Below are 17150 nucleotides of genomic sequence, written 5' to 3'. Positions count from 1 at the left end.
CAAACGCCGGAGAGGCTGAAAGATTGCGCGGCAGGGCCGAACCTCTTTAGCCCAGTCCAGGCACATCTCAGCCCGTCCGGCGTTTGAGGACGAGGCCGTTCAGGCCGATGCGGGGGTCTGGGGGCGGCAGCCCCCAGGGACGGGAAGGGTAGGGGCGGCGGGGGCGAAAATCAGGTCGGGAGGAGACCGTTGAGTCGGGAGAGGCAATTGGAGCCGGGGATTCACAGCATCACCTTCGACTGCACGGGAGACCCGTACGACCTCGGGCTGTTCTGGAGCGAGCTGCTCGGCCGGCCACTGGCCGACGACGACAAGCCCGGCGACCCGGAGGCACTGATCGCGGACCCCGACGGCGGCCCGAGGCTGCTCTTCGTCCGCGTCCCGGAAGGCAAGACGGCCAAGAACCGCATCCACTTCGACCTCAAGCCGAAGGGCCGCACCCGCGAGGAGGAGGTCGACCGCGCGATCGCCCTCGGCGCCCGGGTGACGAACGACCTCCGCCGCCCCGACGGCGGCGGCTGGGTCACCATGGAGGACCCCGAGGGGAACGAATTCTGCGTGGAGCGCGGGGAGTTGGACCCCGGCCCCGCCACCGACCAGCAGCCGCTCCGCCTGGAAGAGGTCACCCCCGACAACGTCGGGGCCGCGATCGCCCTCAAGGTCCGCCCCGACCAGGAACGCTTCGTCTCCCCGGTCGCGCAGTCCCTGGCCGAGGCCTACCCACGGCCCGACACCGCCTGGCCCCGCCTGGTCTACGACGGCGACGAACTCGTCGGCTTCGTCATGGCCTTCTTCGACATCCGCTTCGACCCCGAGAACCCCGACGACCGCCCCCGCTCCGGCCTCTGGCGCCTCAACATCGCCGACGGCAAGCAGCGGCGCGGATACGGCCGCTTCGCGGTGGAAGCCGTCCGCGACGAGATCCGCCGCCGTGGCCGCACCGGCCTGGTGACGGTCACCTGGGCGGAGGGCGAGGGCGGCCCCGAGCCGTTCTACCTGGGGCTCGGATTCCGCCGTACGGGAGAGATGAGCGGTGACCAGATCGTGGGGGAGCTGGACCTGGACGCGTGAGACCGGCCGGTTCTGCAAGCCCCGCGAGTCCGCAAGCCCCCCCGCAAGTCCCGCCAGGGGAGCAGCGTTTCAGGCCGCCGCCTGTGAGGTCATGGTTCGCCCCGCCTCCGGGTAATGGCAAGCCGTCAGATGCCCCACCCCGTTCCCCTCGACCCGCACCAGCGCAGGCGCCTCCGCCGCGCACCTCTCCGTCGCCTTCCAGCAGCGTGTGCGGAAGCGGCAGCCGGACGGCGGGTTGAGTGGGGAGGGCACGTCCCCGGTCAGGCGGATGCGTGTCCGGGGCGGGGTGTCCGATGCCGTCGCCTCCGGGACCGCGGACAGGAGCGCCCGTGTGTACGGGTGCCGCGGATTCTCGTAGAGGTCGTCGCGGTCGGCCGTCTCGACGATGCGGCCGAGGTACATCACGGCGACACGCTGCGAGAAGTGGCGGACGATCGCCAGGTCGTGGGCGATGAAGACGAACGCGATGCCCAGGTCCCTCTGCAGGGTCTGGAGGAGGTTCACCACCTGGGCCTGGATCGACACGTCCAGGGCCGACACCGGCTCGTCCGCCACGACCAGCCTCGGGCTCAGGGCCAACGCCCTTGCCACACCGATCCGTTGGCGCTGGCCGCCGGAGAACTCGTGCGGGAAGCGGTTGTAGTGCTCCGGGTTGAGCCCGACGATCTCCAACAGCTCGCGGGCGCGCCTCTCGCGGCCACCCTTCGGGTCGATGCCGTTGATCTCCATGGGGCCGGAGACGATCTTCCCGACCGTGTGCCTTGGGTTCAGCGAGGCGTACGGGTCCTGGAAGATCATCTGGATCTCGGAGCGGACCGGCGCCAGCTCCTTGCGCGAGGCGTGCGTGATGTCCTGGCCCGCGTACGTGATCTTCCCCGCGGTCGGTTCCAGGAGGCGGGTGATGAGCCGGCCCGTGGTCGACTTGCCGCAGCCGGACTCGCCGACCAGGCCCAGGCTCTCGCCCTCGGCGACCCGGAGGTCGAGCCCGTCCACGGCCTGCACCGCGCCCACCGTACGGCGGACGGGGAAGCCGCCCCGTACCGGGAAGTGCTTGGTGAGCCCGGTGACGTCCAGGAGGGGGTCCGTGCCGCTCATGATCGTGAAATACCTTCTCTCGTACGGCAGTTGGGCGTGAAGTCGGAGGGTTGGGGCGTCAGTTGGGCTGCGGTGTCGCGTAGTCGACGAAGAACTCCCGGCGCTGTTCGGCGGTGAGGTGGCAGGCCGTGCCGCGACCGCCGCCGTTGATCTCCAGCGGCGGGCTGTCCGTGGCGCACCGCCCGCCGTGGACCTTCTCCGCGAACGCGCACCGCGGGTGGAAGCGGCAGCCGGAGGGCGGATTGAGCAGCGACGGTGGCAGGCCGGGGATCGGTGACAGCGGCACGTCGACCGGCCCGTCGAGGCTCGGCATCGAACCCAGCAGGCCCCAGGTGTACGGGTGTTGGGGTGTCCGCAGCACCTGGTTCCGCGTGCCCCGCTCCACACAGCGTCCGCCGTACATCACCAGCACGTCGTCCGCGATGTTGGCGATCACGCCCAGGTCGTGGGTGACGAAGACGATCGCCGTGCCGAACTCCTGCTGGAGGTCCTTGAGGAGGTCCATGATCTGGGCCTGGACCGTCACGTCCAGGGCCGTGGTCGGTTCGTCGGCGATCAGCAGCTCCGGGTCGCAGACCAACGCCATGGCGATCATCGCGCGCTGGCGCATACCGCCGGAGAACTGGTGCGGATAGTCGTCCACCCGGAGGTCGGGCTGCGGGATGCCGACCCGTCGGAGCATCTCGACCGACCGCGCCCGGGCCTCGTGCCGGGACGCCCCGGTGTGTTTTCGGTACGTCTCGCCGATCTGTCTGCCGACCGTGTGGAAGGGCGAGAGCGAGGCCAGCGCGTCCTGGAAGATCATGGACATGGTGTTGCCGCGCAGCCGCTCCAGCTCCCGCTCGGTCGCGGTCAGCAGGTCCTTGCCGTCGAGCAGGATCTCGCCGTCCACGTCGGTGTGTTCGCGGTCGTGCAGGCCGAGGATCGCCAGGTTGGTGACGGACTTGCCCGAGCCGGACTCGCCCACGATGCCGAGCGTGCTGCCCTGCTCCAGGTCGAAGGAGAGCCCGTCGACGGCCCTGACGAGGCCGTCCTCGGTGGAGAAGGCGACCCGCAGATCGCGTACGGAGAGGAAGGGCGTGTTCATGAGGGGTGTCGTCCTCTCCTAGGCGAGCCGGATCCGCGGGTCGATGAGGGCGTAGACGGCGTCCACGACGATGTTGGCGACGACGATCGCGGCGGCTGCGGTGAGGACGACACCGAGCAGCAGTGGCAGGTCGTTGTCCCGTACGGCCTTGATGGACAGCGCGCCGATGCCGTGCAGCCCGAACGTCTCCTCGGTGATGATCGCGCCGCCGAGGAGATAGCCGATGTCGAGGCCGAGGATCGTGACGATCGGGCCCATGGCGCCCCGCCAGGCGAACCGGAAGAAGACCGTCCGGCGGGACAGGCCCTTGGCGCGGGCCGTGCGTACGTAGTCCTCGCTGAGGCTCTCCACCAGCTGGGAGCGGGTCATCCGCGTGTAGTTGGCCGTGAAGATCAGCGCGAGGACCAGCCACGGCAGCAGCAGCCCCTTGAACCAGGCGCCCGGATCCTGGGTGAACCCCGCGCTGTCCTGCGGCCGGGGAAGCAGATGCCACTCGTCGGAGAGGTAGTACATCGCGACCACACCCACGATGTAGATCTGCAGCGACGAGCCGACCAGCGAGGCGGAGGACGCGATCTTGTCCAGAGCCCTGCCCTGCTTGACGGCCGCGATCATGCCCGTACCGACGCCGAAGACCACGAACACCACCGCGCTGCCGATGGAGAGGGAGAGCGTCGTCGGGAAGCGGTCGGTGATCAGGCCGAGCACCGGCTCGTGGTTGGTGAACGAGTAGCCGAGGCAGGGCGCCGGGCAGTGCCCGAGCCCGGTGTAGTCGCGGCCGGCGAACACGCCCACGAGCCAGTGCCAGTACTGGACCGGCAGCGGGTCGGAGATCCCGAGGTTGTGCCGGACCAGCGCGAGCGTCTGGGGCGTACAGAGCTTGCCGCAGGCGGCCCGGGCCGGGTCCCGCGGGGCGACGTAGAAGAGCACGAACGTGAGGGCGCTGATGATCAACAGGATCAGCAGCGCGCCGAGCGTCCTACGGACGAGGAAGCGGAACATGGCGATGCGATTCCCTGGTGGCGGTTGCCGGTGGTCTCAGGCCTTGGCGTACAGCTTGTAGAGGATGAACGCCGAGAACAGCGGGTCGAACTCGCCCCCGCCCACCTTGTCCCCGTACAGGTAGTAGCGACGCTGGTAGGTCTCGGGGATGATCGGCGCCTCCTTCTCCATGATCTGCCGGTCCAGCGCGGCCCAGGCGGCGTTGGCCTTGGCCGGGTCGGCGATGACCGCGTCCTTCTTGATGGCCGCGTTCACCCAGGGCACGTTCAGCTGGGAGACGTTGTTGGCGCCGTTGGCGATCGTGGTGCCGTCGAAGAGAGGCTGGAGGAGGGTGTAGCCGGTGGGCCAGTCGGGGGACCAGCCGAACCACATGACGTCGAACTGGTTGTCTATCTGCTGGATCTGGTCGTAGTAGCTGGTCGACTCGACGGGCTTCACGACCGGGTCGAAGCCGGCCTCCTTCAGAGCGGCGGCGATGACGACCTTGGTCTTGTCGTACGCGTCGCTCGCGCCCTGCGGATAGGTGTAGACGATCTTCTGGCCGAGCTTCCCGGCCTCCTTCAGCAGGGCCTTCGCCTTCGCCGTGTCGCCCTGCGGCTTGGTCAGCTTGCCGTAGATGTCGAACTTCACGCGGCCCGCGATGTCGGGGGAGAGGACGGTGGTCGCGTACTCGCCCGCGGACGGGCCGCCGTAGATCCGGCGGATCTGCTCCAGCGGCCAGGCGTAGTTGAGTGCCTGGCGCACCTTCACGTCGGTGATCCGCTTGCAGTTGATGGCGTAGTAGTAGAGGCCGGTCAGCAGGCCGTCGACGGTACGGGCCTTCAGGTCGGCCGTGCCGAGCACCTTCTGGATGCGCTCCGCCGGCACCCCGCTGTACGCCATGACCGCGAACTCGTCGCCCCCGGAGTCGGCGATCAGCCGGTCCGTGGCCTGCAGCCCCTCCGGGCCGAACTCGAAGACGAAGGAGTCCGGGTAGGCGTTGCGGATCGGGTCCGTCGCCGGGTCCCAGTGCGTGTTGCGCACCAGCGTCAGGGACTTGTCGACCGAGTGCTGCTTGATCCGGTACGGGCCGCAGGAGACCGGGTCCTTGTCGTACTTCTCCTTGGTGTCGTGCTTGACGGGCACGGCGCCGTAGGAGTGCATCGCCAGCGTCCAGTTGAGGTCCGGGCGGGCCGTCCTCAGATGGAAGGTGATGGTCTTCTTCGCGGTGTCCGTGACGACCGAGCTGAGGTGCTTGCCGCCGTACGGGCCCTTGTAGACCGAGCGGAAGTCGTTCGTGCCGGTCAGCGCGGACTGGAGGTAGGTGGCCCCCTCGGTGGTGAAGCTCGCGAAGCCGCGCTCGATGCCGTGGCGCACGTCCTCCACGGTGAGCTCGCTGCCGTCCTCCCACTTCAGCCCGTCCTTCAGGGTGAAGGTCCAGGTCTTGCCGTCGTCCGACATGGTGCCGGTGTCGGTGGCGAGGTCGCCTACCAGCTTCATGGCGCCGCCGGAGGCGATCTTGTAGCCGGTCAGACAGCGGATGTAGAGGTTGCCGACCGTGGAGTTCCACGAGTAGTAGATGCGCTGCGGGTCGAGGTGCGAGAAGTCGTCCGGCCCGATCGGGTGGATCGTCCCGCCCTTGCGCGCCCCGGTGACCTCGGGGGCGGGGCCCTTGGAGTCGTCCGCCGTGCCGATGCTGACCGCGGAGTACTTGGCGGTGCTCGTGGAGCCGCTGCCGCCCGTGCCGCCACCGCCTCCGCCGCTGCTGCAGGCCGAGAGAACCATGGAGCCGCCTGCCGCGACCGAGGTGGCGATGACGAAGTTTCTGCGCGAAATAGACATGCGTGTCCTGCCTGAATGAGGGAGAGGGGGGCGCCCCTGTCGTTTTGGGGCGCGGGGCTGTGTCGATGTGCGGCTCCGCCGCGTGGGCGCGACGAGCCGCGACGAACCCGCAGGTCGAAGCCGGCCTGTCCGGCGGAGCCGTCGGCTATCGGCGGCGGGTCTTCGGATCCAGCGCGTCCCGGACGGAGTCGCCGAGCAGGTTGAAGGCGATCACGAAGATCACCATCGTCAGGCCGGGGAAGAGCATGTACGTGATGTCGTTCTGATAGACCTGCGCCCCGCGCTGGATCATCACGCCCCAGTCGGGGGTGGGATCACTGAGCCCCACGCCGAGGAAGGCGAGGGCGGCCTCCGTGGTGACGTACATCGGCAGCGCGAGGGTCGCCTGGATGAGGATCGGCGTCCACAGGTTCGGCAGCAGCTCCTTGAAGATGATCCGGGCCGGCGACGCACCGGTCACCTTGGACGCCTCCACGAACTCCCGCTCGCGCAGGGCCAGTACCTCGCCGCGCAGCAGCCGGGCGATGGGCGCCCAGCCGAACGCGGTCATCACCGAGATCAGGCTGACCACCGTGAGCCAGGTGGGGGTGGCGTCCTCAGGCGAGACGAGGATCGAGATCATCACGGGCCAGAAGGCGATGAAGAAGAGCGTGGAGGGGAAGGCCAGCAGGATGTCGATGACCCTGCCCACCAGGTAGTCGGTCCGGCCGCCGAGATAGCCGGCCGTGAGCCCGACGACGATGCCCAGGAAGGTGACCAGCAGGGTCGTCACCGTGGCGATCAGCAGCGAGTTGCGGATGCCGTAGAGCAGCAGCGTGAAGACGTCCCGCCCGAGCTGCGGTTCGACGCCGAACCAGAAGTCGCCGCTGATGCCGCCGTTGGGCCGGACGGGGAAACCGAAGTCGTTGAGGAGACCCGCCGTGTTCTGGCCGTAGGTCGTGTACGGATCCTTGCCGTACAGCCTGGCGATCAGCGGGGCGCCGACTCCGGCGACGAAGAAGACCAGCACCACATAGGCCGAGACCACACCCGTGCGGTCGCGCTTGAAGCGCAGCCAGGCGAGCCGGCCGGGGGAGCGGCTGTCACCGCCTCGGGGCGGCGTCTTCGGCGCCGTGGGTACGGCGTCTTCGGCCACCACCATGGGTGCGGTCGTGGCAGAGGGTGTAGGCGAGGTCATCGTGCTCCTGGCCCGAACTGTCATGCGGGTCTGCGGGATGCGACCCACGGGCTAGCGCGACCATTTCAACGCCATTCAGGCAGCGTCAATGAAACGTTGACGGCTTTGATCTGGTCTTTTGCCGTTTGACCTGAGGCAGGCCGCCCGCTTGGCGTGGCTTGGTACTGCCATGACCAAAGCGAGGTCCGATATGCGGTTCGCCGTGTTTCGGCATACGTGCATTCGGAGGGTGTTCCCACTCGTAAGAGTGGGATGAATGGGCGTCACGTCCTTTATGCCCCGATATTGGGCGCTGAAGGCACAGCGCTCCCGCGCCGGAGCCGCAGCGCACGGAACGTGCACTGGAAGCGCACTGAAGAGGAGGCACTCCATGCGTGGAGCCACGCACGCCAGATGGGCCGCATGCGCGGTGGCGGTAGCTCTCGCCGCGACGGCCTGCGGGGACGACGGGGGCGGCGACAGCGGCGGCGGCGACGGCTCCGGGATCGTGAGCTCCTCGTGGGGTGACCCGCAGAACCCCCTGGAGCCGGCGAACACCAACGAGGTGCAGGGCGGCAAGGTCCTCGACATGCTGTTCCGCGGTCTGAAGCGCTACGACGCCAAGACCGGCAAGGCGAACGACATGCTCGCCGAGAAGATCGAGACCTCGGACTCGCAGAACTTCACCGTCACCGTCAAGAGCGGCTGGAAGTTCAGCAACGGCGAGGCCGTCGACGCCAAGTCGTTCGTGGACGCCTGGAACTACGGCGCCAGCCTCAAGAACAACCAGAAGAACGCGTACTTCTTCGGGTACATCGACGGCTACGACAAGACGCACCCGGAGGACGGCAGCAAGCAGACGGCCGACACCCTCTCCGGCCTCAAGGTCACCGGGCCCAACACCTTCACGGTCAAGCTCAACCAGAAGTTCTCGACCTTCCCCGACACCCTGGGCTACGCGGCCTTCTCCCCGCTGCCGCAGTCGTTCTTCGACGACCACGCGGGCTGGCTGAGCAAGCCGGTCGGCAACGGCCCGTACACCATCGACTCGTACGCCAAGGGCTCGGTGATGAAGATGCGCGAGTGGGTGGACTACCCGGGCGAGGACAAGGCGCAGAACGGCGGGGTGGACCTCAAGGTCTACACCGACAACAACACCGCCTACACGGACCTGATGGCCGGCAACCTCGACCTCGTCGACGACGTGCCCGCCTCCCAGCTCAAGAACGCCAAGAGCGACCTCGGCGACCGGTACATCAACACGCCCGCCGGCATCATCCAGACCCTCGCCTTCCCGTTCTACGACAAGGCCTGGGACAAGGCCGGCATGGAGAAGGTCCGCACGGGCCTGTCCCGCGCCATCGACCGCGAGCAGATCACCGAGACCATCTTCCAGAAGACGCGCACGCCCGCCAGCGACTGGACCTCGCCCGTCCTCGGCGAGGCCGGCGGTTTCAAGGAGGGGCTGTGCGGTGACGCCTGCGAGTACGACCCCGACGAGGCCAAGAAGCTGATCGAGGAGGGCGGCGGGCTGCCCGGCGGCCAGGTCAAGATCTCGTACAACGCGGACACCGGCTCCCACAAGGAGTGGGTGGACGCCGTCTGCAACTCCGTCAACAACGCGCTGGACAACGACAAGGCCTGCGTCGGCAACCCGATCGGCACCTTCGCCGACTTCCGCAACCAGATCACCCAGTCCAAGATGTCGGGCCCCTTCCGGGCCGGCTGGCAGATGGACTATCCGCTGATCCAGAACTTCCTGCAGCCGCTGTACTACACCAACGCCTCGTCCAACGACGGCAAGTGGACCAACGCCGAGTTCGACAAGCTCGTCAACGAGGCCAACGCGGAGACCGACCAGGCCAAGGCCGTCGACCTCTTCCAGCAGGCCGAGGAGGTCCTGCGGGACGACATGGGCGCCATCCCGCTCTGGTACCAGAACGGCAGCGCCGGCTACTCGGAGCGGGTCTCCAACGTGGCGCTCAACCAGTTCAGCGTCCCCGTCTACAACGAGATCAAGGTCAGCTGAGCCGCGGGGGCACCCGTCGACACACGGGTGCCCCCGCCTACCTCCGGAGCCCTCATGGGACGGTATGTGATCCGGCGTCTGCTGCAGATGATCCCGGTCTTCTTCGGCGCCACCCTGTTGATCTTCCTGATGGTGAACGTGATGGGCGACCCCATCGCGGGCCTGTGCGGCGACCGGCAGTGCGACCCCGCCACGGCGACCCAGCTCCGTAAGGAGTTCGGCCTCGACAAGCCCCTGTGGCAGCAATACGTGACGTACATGGGCAACGTCTTCACCGGCGACTTCGGCACCGCGTTCAACGGTCAGGAGGTCACCGAGCTGATGGCGAGCGCCTTCCCGGTCACCATCCGGCTCACGATCGTGGCGATCCTCTTCGAGATCGTCATCGGCATCGCACTCGGCGTCGTCACCGGACTGCGCCGCGGCCGTCCCGTCGACACCGGCGTCCTGCTGGCCACCCTCGTCGTCATCTCCGTGCCGACCTTCGTCACCGGTCTGCTGCTCCAGCTGCTGCTGGGCGTCGAATGGGGCTGGATCAGTCCGTCCGTCTCCCCGGAGGCCCCCTTCGACGAGCTGATCGTGCCGGGCCTGGTGCTCGCGTCCGTCTCCCTCGCGTACGTGACCCGGCTGACCCGCACCTCCATCGCGGAGAACCGGCGCGCCGACTACGTTCGTACGGCCGTCGCCAAGGGGCTGCCCAGGCACCGGGTCATCACCCGGCATCTGCTGCGCAACTCGCTGATCCCGGTGGTCACCTTCATCGGCACCGACATCGGCGCGCTGATGGGCGGCGCGATCGTCACCGAGCGCATCTTCAACATCCACGGCGTCGGCTTCCAGCTCTACCAGGGCATCCTGCGCCAGAACACCCAGACCGTCGTCGGCTTCGTGACCGTCCTGGTCCTCGTCTTCCTGGTGGCCAACCTGCTGGTCGACCTCCTGTACGCCGTACTCGACCCGAGGATCCGCTATGCCTGAACCGATGCCGCGGGAACCTCACCTGTCGGGCGGCGGGCGTGCCCCGGAGGACGGTGCCATCGCCGCCACGGGCATGGGCGGCACCATGGACCTGGCCACGGCGGAAGGCGAGACCCTGGAGAAGACTCCGGGCGGACCGGACGGCACGGGCCCCTCCGAGAAACCGCGCTCCCTCTGGTCCGACGCCTGGCGCGACCTGCGCCGCAACCCCGTCTTCATCATCTCGGCGCTCATCATCCTGTTCCTGCTCTTCATCTCCCTGTGGCCGGGGGTGATCGCCACCCAGAACCCCCTCAAGTGCGACCTCGCCAAGGCCCAGGAGGGCTCCCAGCCCGGACACCCCTTCGGCTTCAACGGCCAGGGCTGCGACGTCTACACCCGCACGGTGTACGGAGCCCGGGTCTCCGTCACCGTCGGTGTGTGCGCCACGCTCGGGGTCGCCATCCTCGGCTCGGTGCTCGGCGGGCTCGCCGGGTTCTTCGGCGGGGCGGGGGACGCCGTCCTGTCCCGGATCACCGACATCTTCTTCGCGATCCCCGTCGTCCTCGGCGGTCTGGTCCTGCTGTCCGTCGTCACCAGCTCCACGGTCTGGCCGGTGATCGGGTTCATGGTGCTGCTGGGCTGGCCGCAGATCTCCCGTATCGCCCGCGGCTCCGTCATCACCACCAAGCAGAACGACTACGTCCAGGCGGCCCGGGCGCTCGGCGCCTCCAACTCCCGGATGATGCTGCGGCACATCACGCCCAACGCCATCGCCCCGGTCATCGTCGTGGCGACCATCGCGCTCGGTACGTACATCTCGCTGGAGGCGACCCTCTCGTACCTCGGCGTCGGGCTGAAGCCGCCCACCGTGAGCTGGGGCATCGACATCTCCTCGGCGTCCCAGTACATCCGCACGGCGCCGCACGCGCTCCTGTGGCCGGCCGGGGCCCTCGCCGTCACCGTCCTCGCGTTCATCATGCTCGGCGACGCGGTGCGCGACGCCCTCGACCCGAAGCTGAGGTGACCGCCGTGCTGCTCGAAGTGCGCGATCTGCACGTGGAGTTCAGGACCAGGGACGGGGTGGCCAAGGCGGTCAACGGCGTCTCCTACAGCGTCGACGAGGGCGAGACGCTCGCCGTGCTCGGCGAGTCCGGCTCCGGCAAGTCCGTGACCGCCCAGGCGATCATGGGCATCCTCGACACCCCGCCCGGGAAGATCACCGCGGGCGAGATCCTCTTCCAGGGCGAGGACCTCCTGAAGTTCAAGGAGGAGGAGCGGCGCAAGGTCCGTGGCGCCCAAATGGCGATGATCTTCCAGGACGCGCTGTCGTCCCTGAACCCGGTGCTGAGCGTCGGCGCCCAGCTCGGCGAGATGTTCACCGTCCACCAGGGCATGTCCAGGAAGGCCGCCAAGGCCAAGGCGATCGAGCTGATGGAACGGGTGCGCATCCCGGCCGCGGCGGCCCGCGTCGGAGACTACCCGCACCAGTTCTCCGGCGGAATGCGCCAGCGCATCATGATCGCCATGGCGCTGGCCCTCGAACCGGACCTGATCATCGCGGACGAGCCCACCACCGCCCTCGACGTCACCGTCCAGGCCCAGGTCATGGACCTCCTCGCCGAGCTTCAGCGCGAGCTCAACATGGGGCTCATCCTCATCACCCACGACCTCGGCGTGGTCGCGGACGTCGCCGACCGGATCGCCGTGATGTACGCGGGCCGGATCGTCGAGTCGGCCCCGGTCCACGACATCTACAAGGCCCCCGCGCACCCCTACACGAAGGGCCTCCTGGAGTCGATCCCGCGGCTCGACCAGAAGGGCAAGGAGCTGTACGCCATCAAGGGCCTGCCACCGAACCTCATGCACATCCCGCCCGGCTGCGCCTTCAACCCGCGCTGCCCCCTGGCCCAGGACGTCTGCCGGACCGACGTACCGCCGCTGTACGAGGTGACCGAGGCGGGCACGGACCGCGTGAGCGCCTGCCACTTCTGGAGGGAGTGCCTCCATGGCTGAGCCGATCCTCCAGGTGCGGGGCCTGGTCAAGCACTACCCGCTCACCCAGGGCATCGTCTTCAGGAAACAGATCGGCGCGGTGAAGGCCGTCGACGGCGTCGACTTCGAACTCGCCGCGGGCGAGACCCTCGGCATCGTCGGCGAGTCCGGCTGCGGCAAGTCCACCGTCGCCAAGATGCTGGTCAACCTGGAGAAGCCGACGGCCGGCGAGATCGCGTACAAGGGCGAGGACGTCACCAGGCTCTCCGGTCGCGCCCTGAAGGCCGTCCGCCGCAACATCCAGATGGTCTTCCAGGACCCGTACACCTCGCTCAACCCGCGCATGACCGTCGGCGACATCATCGGGGAGCCGTACGAGATCCACCCCGAGGTCGCGCCGAAGGGCGACCGGCGCCGGAAGGTCCAGGACCTGCTGGACGTGGTCGGGCTCAACCCGGAGTACATCAACCGCTATCCGCACCAGTTCTCCGGCGGCCAGCGCCAGCGCATCGGCATCGCGCGCGGTCTGGCCCTGCGCCCCGAGATCATCGTCGCGGACGAGCCGGTCTCCGCCCTCGACGTGTCGGTCCAGGCCCAGGTCATCAACCTGATGGACCGGCTCCAGACCGAGTTCGACCTGTCGTACGTGTTCATCGCGCACGACCTCTCGATCGTGCGGCACATCTCCGACCGGGTCGGGGTGATGTACCTCGGGCGGATCGTGGAGATCGGCAGGGACGCCGAGATCTACGACCACCCGACGCATCCCTATACACAGGCTCTGCTGTCCGCCGTGCCCGTCCCGGATCCCGAGGCCCGCGAGCACCGGGAGCGGATCATCCTCTTCGGCGACGTGCCCTCGCCGGCGAACATCCCCTCCGGCTGCCGCTTCCGCACCCGCTGCTGGAAGGCGAAGGAGCGCTGCGCCCTGGAGGTCCCACTGCTCGCGGTGCCCGCGGAGTTCCGGCACGAGGCGGCCGGCCCCGCGGCCCACGACTCGGCGTGCCACTTCGCGGAGGAGAAACAGGTGGTCCCACCGGAGGAGCCGCAGGAGGAGAGCAAAAAGGAGAGCCCTGCCGAGCCCGTGGACAAGATCCAGGACGAGCCCACGGACGACGTGAAATAGCATGACAAATGCGCATCAACTTCGTTAACACGCAGGCAACTTCGCCGACCCGATACCGATATACGGACGCGTCAGTCTGAACAGCGTACGGCCGTGCGGGTGCCGTAGACCGGCCGGGGCGCGCCATGTCTCCCCGGCCGGTCGCATGTCCGCGGCCGGTTCGCTACGGCAGGTTCAGGGACCGCTTCAGGAAGTCCACCTGGAGCAGCAGCAGATTCTCCGCGACCTGCTCCTGAGGGGTCATGTGCGTGACCCCCGACAGCGGCAGCACCTCGTGCGGGCGGCCCGCGGCCAGCAGCGCGGAGGACAGCCGCAGCGAGTGCGCGACCACCACGTTGTCGTCGGCGAGACCGTGCACGATCATCATCGGCCGGGCCGGCTCGGCCGCCCCCACCAGACCGTCGTCGTCGATCAGCGAGTTCGCCGCGTACACCTCCGGCCGCGTGTTCGGATCACCCAGATACCGCTCGGTGTAGTGGGTGTCGTACAGCCGCTGGTCCGTCACCGGCGCGCCCACCACACCCGCGTGGAAGACGTCCGGGCGGCGCAGTACCGCGAGCCCCGCGAGATAGCCGCCGAACGACCAGCCGCGGATGGCCACCCGGTCCAGGTCCAGCGGGAAGCGTTCGGCGAGCGCCCGGAGCGCGTGGATCTGGTCGTCGAGGACGACCGCGGCGAGATCGTCCTTGATCGACTTCTCCCAGGCGGGCGAGCGGCCCGGCATGCCCCGCCCGTCCGCGACGATCACGGCGAACCCCTGGTCGGCGAACCACTGAGGGGTCAGATACGCGTTGTGCGCGGCCAGCACGCGCTGCCCGTGCGGTCCGCCGTACGGGTCCATCAGCACCGGCAGCGGACCGTCGGTGTAGTCCGTGGGGAACAGAACGGCGCACGGCACGCGGCGCTCGCCCGCCTCCGTGAGCGTCACGCGCGGGCTCAGCCCGGGGTGTTCGGCGTACGAGGTCACGGTCGCCGCGGACTTGCCGTCGCGCAGCACCTGCACCTGGGCGCCCGGCCGGTCGGGCACGGCCGACACGAGCACGGTCACACCGCCCGCGCGGACCGCCGAATGGACGCCGGGTTCCTGCGAAATCCGTTCCACGCCGAGGTCGTTGACCCGGTAGACGTGCACCTCACCGGTCTCCGGGACGGCCGCCGCCTCGCCGGCCGACGCGGAGACCAGCACGTCGTCGTCCGACACGTCCAGCACCGCTCGCACATGCAACTGCGGTCCTGTCAGGGGGCGTTCACCCACGGCGAGCACGCGCGCCCCGCCCTCGTCGGCGATCCGCACAAGCTGTCCGCTCGGGCTCCAGCTCGGCAGCCCGGGGAAAAGATCAAGCCATTGTGGATCTTCGTCCGCGTGCACCATCCGGGTCGCCCCGGTGTCCGGGTCGACGGCCAGATAGAGCTGGCTCTTCTGGTCGCGCGCCTGGACGAGGAGCAGTGGTGCTCCGGCCGCCGACCAGTGCACCCGCGCGAGGTAGGGGTAGCGCGCCCGGTCCCATGCGACCTCCGTGCGCGCCCCTTGGAGTCCGATCACGAAGAGCCGCACCTCCGCGTTGTCCGTCCCGGCCGCCGGATACGCGACCTGCTGCGGATCCCGCTCGGGATGCGCCGGATCGGAGATCCACCAGCGGCGTACGGGGGCGTCGTCGGCCCGTGCGACCAGCAGCCGGTCCGACTCCGGCGACCACCAGAAACCACGCGAACGGCCCATCTCCTCGGCCGCGATGAACTCGGCGAGACCGTAGGTGACCGTGTCGGACTCCGGCTCCACGAGCGCCCGGTCGTCCTCCCCCTCGGCGCCGACGACCCTGAGGGCGCCCCCGGAGACGTACGCCACGAGCCGTCCGTCGGGGGACGGGCGGGGGTCCAACACCGGCCCGGGAACCCGCAGTTCACGTGCCGTGCCCGCCCGCAGCTCCGCGGTGAACAGCCGCCCCGACAGGGCGAAGGACGCCAGCTCCACGGCCGTGTCGGTGGCATAGCCGACGATGCCAGCCCCGCCCTCGCGGCTGCGCTCGCGCCGGGCCCGCTCCGCCGCAGACAGCCGCTCCGAGGAGCCTCCGAGCAGTGCCCCCGGATCCGCGGCGGGCCGCTCCTCGCCGTCCGCCACGTCGAGGACCCACAGCTGGTTCGCCCGGTCAGTACCGGACGAGGACCGCAGGTACGCGACACGGGAACCGTCGGGCGCCACGGTGAAAGCACGGGGCGCGCCGAGCGTGAAGCGCAGGGTGCGCGCCTGCCGGCGCGGGAAGGAGAGAGGCTCGGTCGTCATGCTCCGACCATATTGGCCATGCGCCCCCTTGTGCGGCCGTGCGCCGATCAATGCGCACGTACGAATAGTTATGATCACTACTGCTGCGTGGGTATCAACCTGCTGGCCGTTGTACGGATTTACTGCCCCCATCATCCGACCCCCCGCGTCCCTGGGATCCTTGGAGGTGAGCCGCCGTGGCACTCTCGATTTCGGCGGTGGTGCTGCTGGCGATCATCGTCTTCATCCTGATCAAGAAATCAGGGCTGAAGGCGCCTCACGCCATCGTGTGTGTCCTGTTCGGCTTCTACCTGGCCAGCTCGACGATCGCACCGACGATCAACGATCTGACCACGAACATCGCGGGCATGATCGGAGACATCAAGTTCTGACCCACGCCTCGTAGGGTTCTGCCCCACGCCTCGTAGGGTGGGGTCCATGACGGAACTGCCCTCCCGGCGTCTTCTCCTGGTGCACGCGCACCCGGACGACGAGGCGATCAACAACGGCACGACCATGGCCAGGTACGCGGCCGAGGGCGCCCACGTCACGCTCGTGACCTGCACCCTTGGCCAGCGGGGCGAGGTCATCCCGCCCGGCCTCGCCCACCTGTCGGGCGAGGCCCTCGGCGATCACCGCCTGGCCGAGCTCGCCGCGGCGATGCGCGAGCTCGGGGTCGGCGACTTCCGCTCCCTCGGCGGCCCCGGCCGCCACCACGACTCCGGGATGATGGGCCTGCCCGACAACGACGACCCGCGCTGCTTCTGGCAGGCGGACGTCGACGAGGCGGCCACGGATCTCGTCCGCGTGATCCGCGAGGTGCGCCCCCAGGTGCTCGTGACCTACGACACGAACGGCGGCTACGGCCACCCGGACCACATCCAGGCCCACCGCGTCGCCATGCGCGCCGCCGACCTGGCCGCGGAGTCCGGCTTCGGTCCGGAGCTCGGCGAACCGTGGACGATCGCAAAGATCTACTGGAACCGCGTACCGCGTTCGGTCGCCGAGGAGGGCTTCGCCCGCCTGAAGGACGTGCTCGACGAACTGCCGTTCCCCGCCTCCGCCGCCGTCGACGACGTGCCTGGCGTGGTGGACGACTCCCTGATCACCACGGAGATCGACGGCACCCCCTTCGCCGCCGCCAAGGCCGCCGCGATGCGGGCGCACGCCACCCAGATCGAGGTCGTCGAGCCCTGGTTCGCGCTCTCCAACCAGCTCGCGCAGCCACTGTTCGTCGTGGAGTACTACGAGTTGGCGCGTGGCGAGCGCGAAGGACCGGCGCGGGAGACGGACCTGTTCGCCGGGACGGCCGAAAAGGATGAGGGTGTCCGATGAGTCGTCGTGGATGTCCGACACGTAATGAAGTGAGTGGCTGATGAGTACGGCGAACAGGCCGGGTGCGGGCAGCATGCTCGCCGAGCCCCTGCGAGCGCCCTCGGCCGGACGGATCCTCGTCCACCTGGGGCTCTTCGTGCTGGGTGCCGTGGTCGGGGCGGCCGGCGGACTGGTCCAGTCGGGCCTGTTCCCGGGCGGACTGCTGCTCGCGCTGGC

15 protein-coding genes and 1 pseudogene are annotated in these 17150 nt (G+C 68.9%); 10 read left to right on the top strand and 6 right to left on the bottom strand.

Annotated features, from left to right (window positions below; translation table 11 throughout):
* Nucleotides 1–189: 189 nt before the first annotated feature.
* Nucleotides 190–549, top strand: a pseudogene (locus tag AOK17_RS51530) (VOC family protein); the annotation flags it as partial.
* A complete protein-coding gene (locus AOK17_RS05255; protein ID WP_425424592.1) occupies nt 529–1071 on the top strand; it encodes a GNAT family N-acetyltransferase in 543 nt (180 codons plus the stop codon). The pseudogene AOK17_RS51530 and the gene AOK17_RS05255, both read left to right, overlap by 21 nt.
* Before the next feature lie 69 nt (nt 1072–1140).
* Here AOK17_RS05255 and AOK17_RS05250 read toward each other — a convergent pair whose 3' ends face one another.
* The 5 genes from AOK17_RS05250 to AOK17_RS05230 form a co-directional block, all read right to left on the bottom strand.
* On the bottom strand, nt 1141–2166 hold the full coding sequence (locus AOK17_RS05250; protein ID WP_055611116.1) for an ABC transporter ATP-binding protein: 1026 nt from the start codon (nt 2164–2166) through the stop codon (nt 1141–1143).
* Nucleotides 2167–2224: 58 nt separating this feature from the next.
* Nucleotides 2225–3253, bottom strand: a complete 1029-nt coding sequence (locus tag AOK17_RS05245; protein ID WP_055611115.1) for an ABC transporter ATP-binding protein — start codon at nt 3251–3253, stop codon at nt 2225–2227.
* 18 nt (nt 3254–3271) lie between these two features.
* A complete protein-coding gene (locus AOK17_RS05240) occupies nt 3272–4255 on the bottom strand; it encodes an ABC transporter permease (RefSeq protein WP_055611114.1) in 984 nt (327 codons plus the stop codon).
* A 36-nt stretch (nt 4256–4291) separates the two neighbouring features.
* Complete coding sequence (locus tag AOK17_RS05235; RefSeq protein ID WP_055611113.1) at nt 4292–6076, bottom strand: ABC transporter substrate-binding protein; 1785 nt, start codon at nt 6074–6076, stop codon at nt 4292–4294.
* A gap of 145 nt (nt 6077–6221) precedes the next feature.
* The gene (locus AOK17_RS05230) at nt 6222–7217 is read right to left on the bottom strand and encodes an ABC transporter permease (RefSeq protein WP_425424591.1); all 996 of its coding nucleotides are present in this window, start codon (nt 7215–7217) and stop codon (nt 6222–6224) included.
* 406 nt (nt 7218–7623) lie between these two features.
* Between AOK17_RS05230 and AOK17_RS05225 the strand changes: the two genes are divergently transcribed.
* The 5 genes from AOK17_RS05225 to AOK17_RS05205 are packed head-to-tail and all read left to right on the top strand — an operon-like array spanning nt 7624 to nt 13339.
* Entirely contained in the window at nt 7624–9261 is a 1638-nt protein-coding gene (locus tag AOK17_RS05225; RefSeq protein ID WP_055611111.1) for a peptide ABC transporter substrate-binding protein, read from the top strand.
* A 54-nt stretch (nt 9262–9315) separates the two neighbouring features.
* Nucleotides 9316–10239 (top strand): ABC transporter permease, encoded by a 924-nt coding sequence (locus AOK17_RS05220; protein WP_055611110.1) that lies wholly within the window; start codon nt 9316–9318, stop codon nt 10237–10239.
* A complete protein-coding gene (locus AOK17_RS05215) occupies nt 10232–11245 on the top strand; it encodes an ABC transporter permease (RefSeq protein WP_055611109.1) in 1014 nt (337 codons plus the stop codon). Before AOK17_RS05220 ends, AOK17_RS05215 begins: the two co-directional genes overlap by 8 nt.
* A 5-nt stretch (nt 11246–11250) precedes the next feature.
* Nucleotides 11251–12234, top strand: a complete 984-nt coding sequence (locus tag AOK17_RS05210; RefSeq protein WP_055611117.1) for an ABC transporter ATP-binding protein — start codon at nt 11251–11253, stop codon at nt 12232–12234.
* A complete protein-coding gene (locus AOK17_RS05205) occupies nt 12227–13339 on the top strand; it encodes an ABC transporter ATP-binding protein (RefSeq protein WP_055611108.1) in 1113 nt (370 codons plus the stop codon). The genes AOK17_RS05210 and AOK17_RS05205 overlap by 8 nt, the downstream gene beginning before the upstream one ends.
* Before the next feature lie 163 nt (nt 13340–13502).
* Here AOK17_RS05205 and AOK17_RS05200 read toward each other — a convergent pair whose 3' ends face one another.
* Nucleotides 13503–15620: a S9 family peptidase gene (locus tag AOK17_RS05200; RefSeq protein WP_055611107.1), complete on the bottom strand. Its 2118-nt coding sequence runs from the start codon at nt 15618–15620 to the stop codon at nt 13503–13505.
* Between the two features lie 176 nt (nt 15621–15796).
* On the opposite strand from AOK17_RS05200, the gene AOK17_RS05195 reads away from it, so the two are divergent.
* The 3 genes from AOK17_RS05195 to AOK17_RS51960 all read left to right on the top strand — a co-directional run.
* Nucleotides 15797–15991, top strand: a complete 195-nt coding sequence (locus tag AOK17_RS05195) for a hypothetical protein (protein ID WP_055611106.1) — start codon at nt 15797–15799, stop codon at nt 15989–15991.
* A gap of 46 nt (nt 15992–16037) precedes the next feature.
* Nucleotides 16038–16934: an N-acetyl-1-D-myo-inositol-2-amino-2-deoxy-alpha-D-glucopyranoside deacetylase gene (mshB, locus tag AOK17_RS05190; protein WP_055611105.1), complete on the top strand. Its 897-nt coding sequence runs from the start codon at nt 16038–16040 to the stop codon at nt 16932–16934.
* 40 nt (nt 16935–16974) lie between these two features.
* Nucleotides 16975–17150, top strand: a 176-nt coding sequence (locus tag AOK17_RS51960; protein WP_245697018.1) for a DUF6113 family protein, incomplete at its 3' end; no start/stop codon positions are given.

The sequence above is a fragment of the Streptomyces phaeochromogenes genome (assembly GCF_001418655.1).
In the GTDB taxonomy this organism is placed as follows: Bacteria; Actinomycetota; Actinomycetes; order Streptomycetales; family Streptomycetaceae; genus Streptomyces; species Streptomyces phaeochromogenes.
This window is presented reverse-complemented; position numbering and strand designations above follow the sequence as displayed.

Bases quoted from the DNA above. Each gene is read 5' to 3' on its own strand.
- AOK17_RS05225 (WP_055611111.1), top strand. From the start codon at position 7,624: ATGCGTGGAGCCACGCACGCCAGATGGGCCGCATGCGCGGTGGCGGTA.
- AOK17_RS05220 (WP_055611110.1), top strand. From the start codon at position 9,316: ATGGGACGGTATGTGATCCGGCGTCTGCTGCAGATGATCCCGGTCTTC.
- mshB (WP_055611105.1), top strand. From the start codon at position 16,038: ATGACGGAACTGCCCTCCCGGCGTCTTCTCCTGGTGCACGCGCACCCG.
- AOK17_RS05255 (WP_425424592.1), top strand. From the start codon at position 529: ATGGAGGACCCCGAGGGGAACGAATTCTGCGTGGAGCGCGGGGAGTTG.
- AOK17_RS05245 (WP_055611115.1), bottom strand. From the start codon at position 3,253: ATGAACACGCCCTTCCTCTCCGTACGCGATCTGCGGGTCGCCTTCTCC.
- AOK17_RS05205 (WP_055611108.1), top strand. From the start codon at position 12,227: ATGGCTGAGCCGATCCTCCAGGTGCGGGGCCTGGTCAAGCACTACCCG.
- AOK17_RS05230 (WP_425424591.1), bottom strand. From the start codon at position 7,217: ATGGTGGTGGCCGAAGACGCCGTACCCACGGCGCCGAAGACGCCGCCC.
- AOK17_RS05235 (WP_055611113.1), bottom strand. From the start codon at position 6,076: ATGTCTATTTCGCGCAGAAACTTCGTCATCGCCACCTCGGTCGCGGCA.
- AOK17_RS05250 (WP_055611116.1), bottom strand. From the start codon at position 2,166: ATGAGCGGCACGGACCCCCTCCTGGACGTCACCGGGCTCACCAAGCAC.
- AOK17_RS05240 (WP_055611114.1), bottom strand. From the start codon at position 4,255: ATGTTCCGCTTCCTCGTCCGTAGGACGCTCGGCGCGCTGCTGATCCTG.
- AOK17_RS05200 (WP_055611107.1), bottom strand. From the start codon at position 15,620: ATGACGACCGAGCCTCTCTCCTTCCCGCGCCGGCAGGCGCGCACCCTG.
- AOK17_RS05215 (WP_055611109.1), top strand. From the start codon at position 10,232: ATGCCTGAACCGATGCCGCGGGAACCTCACCTGTCGGGCGGCGGGCGT.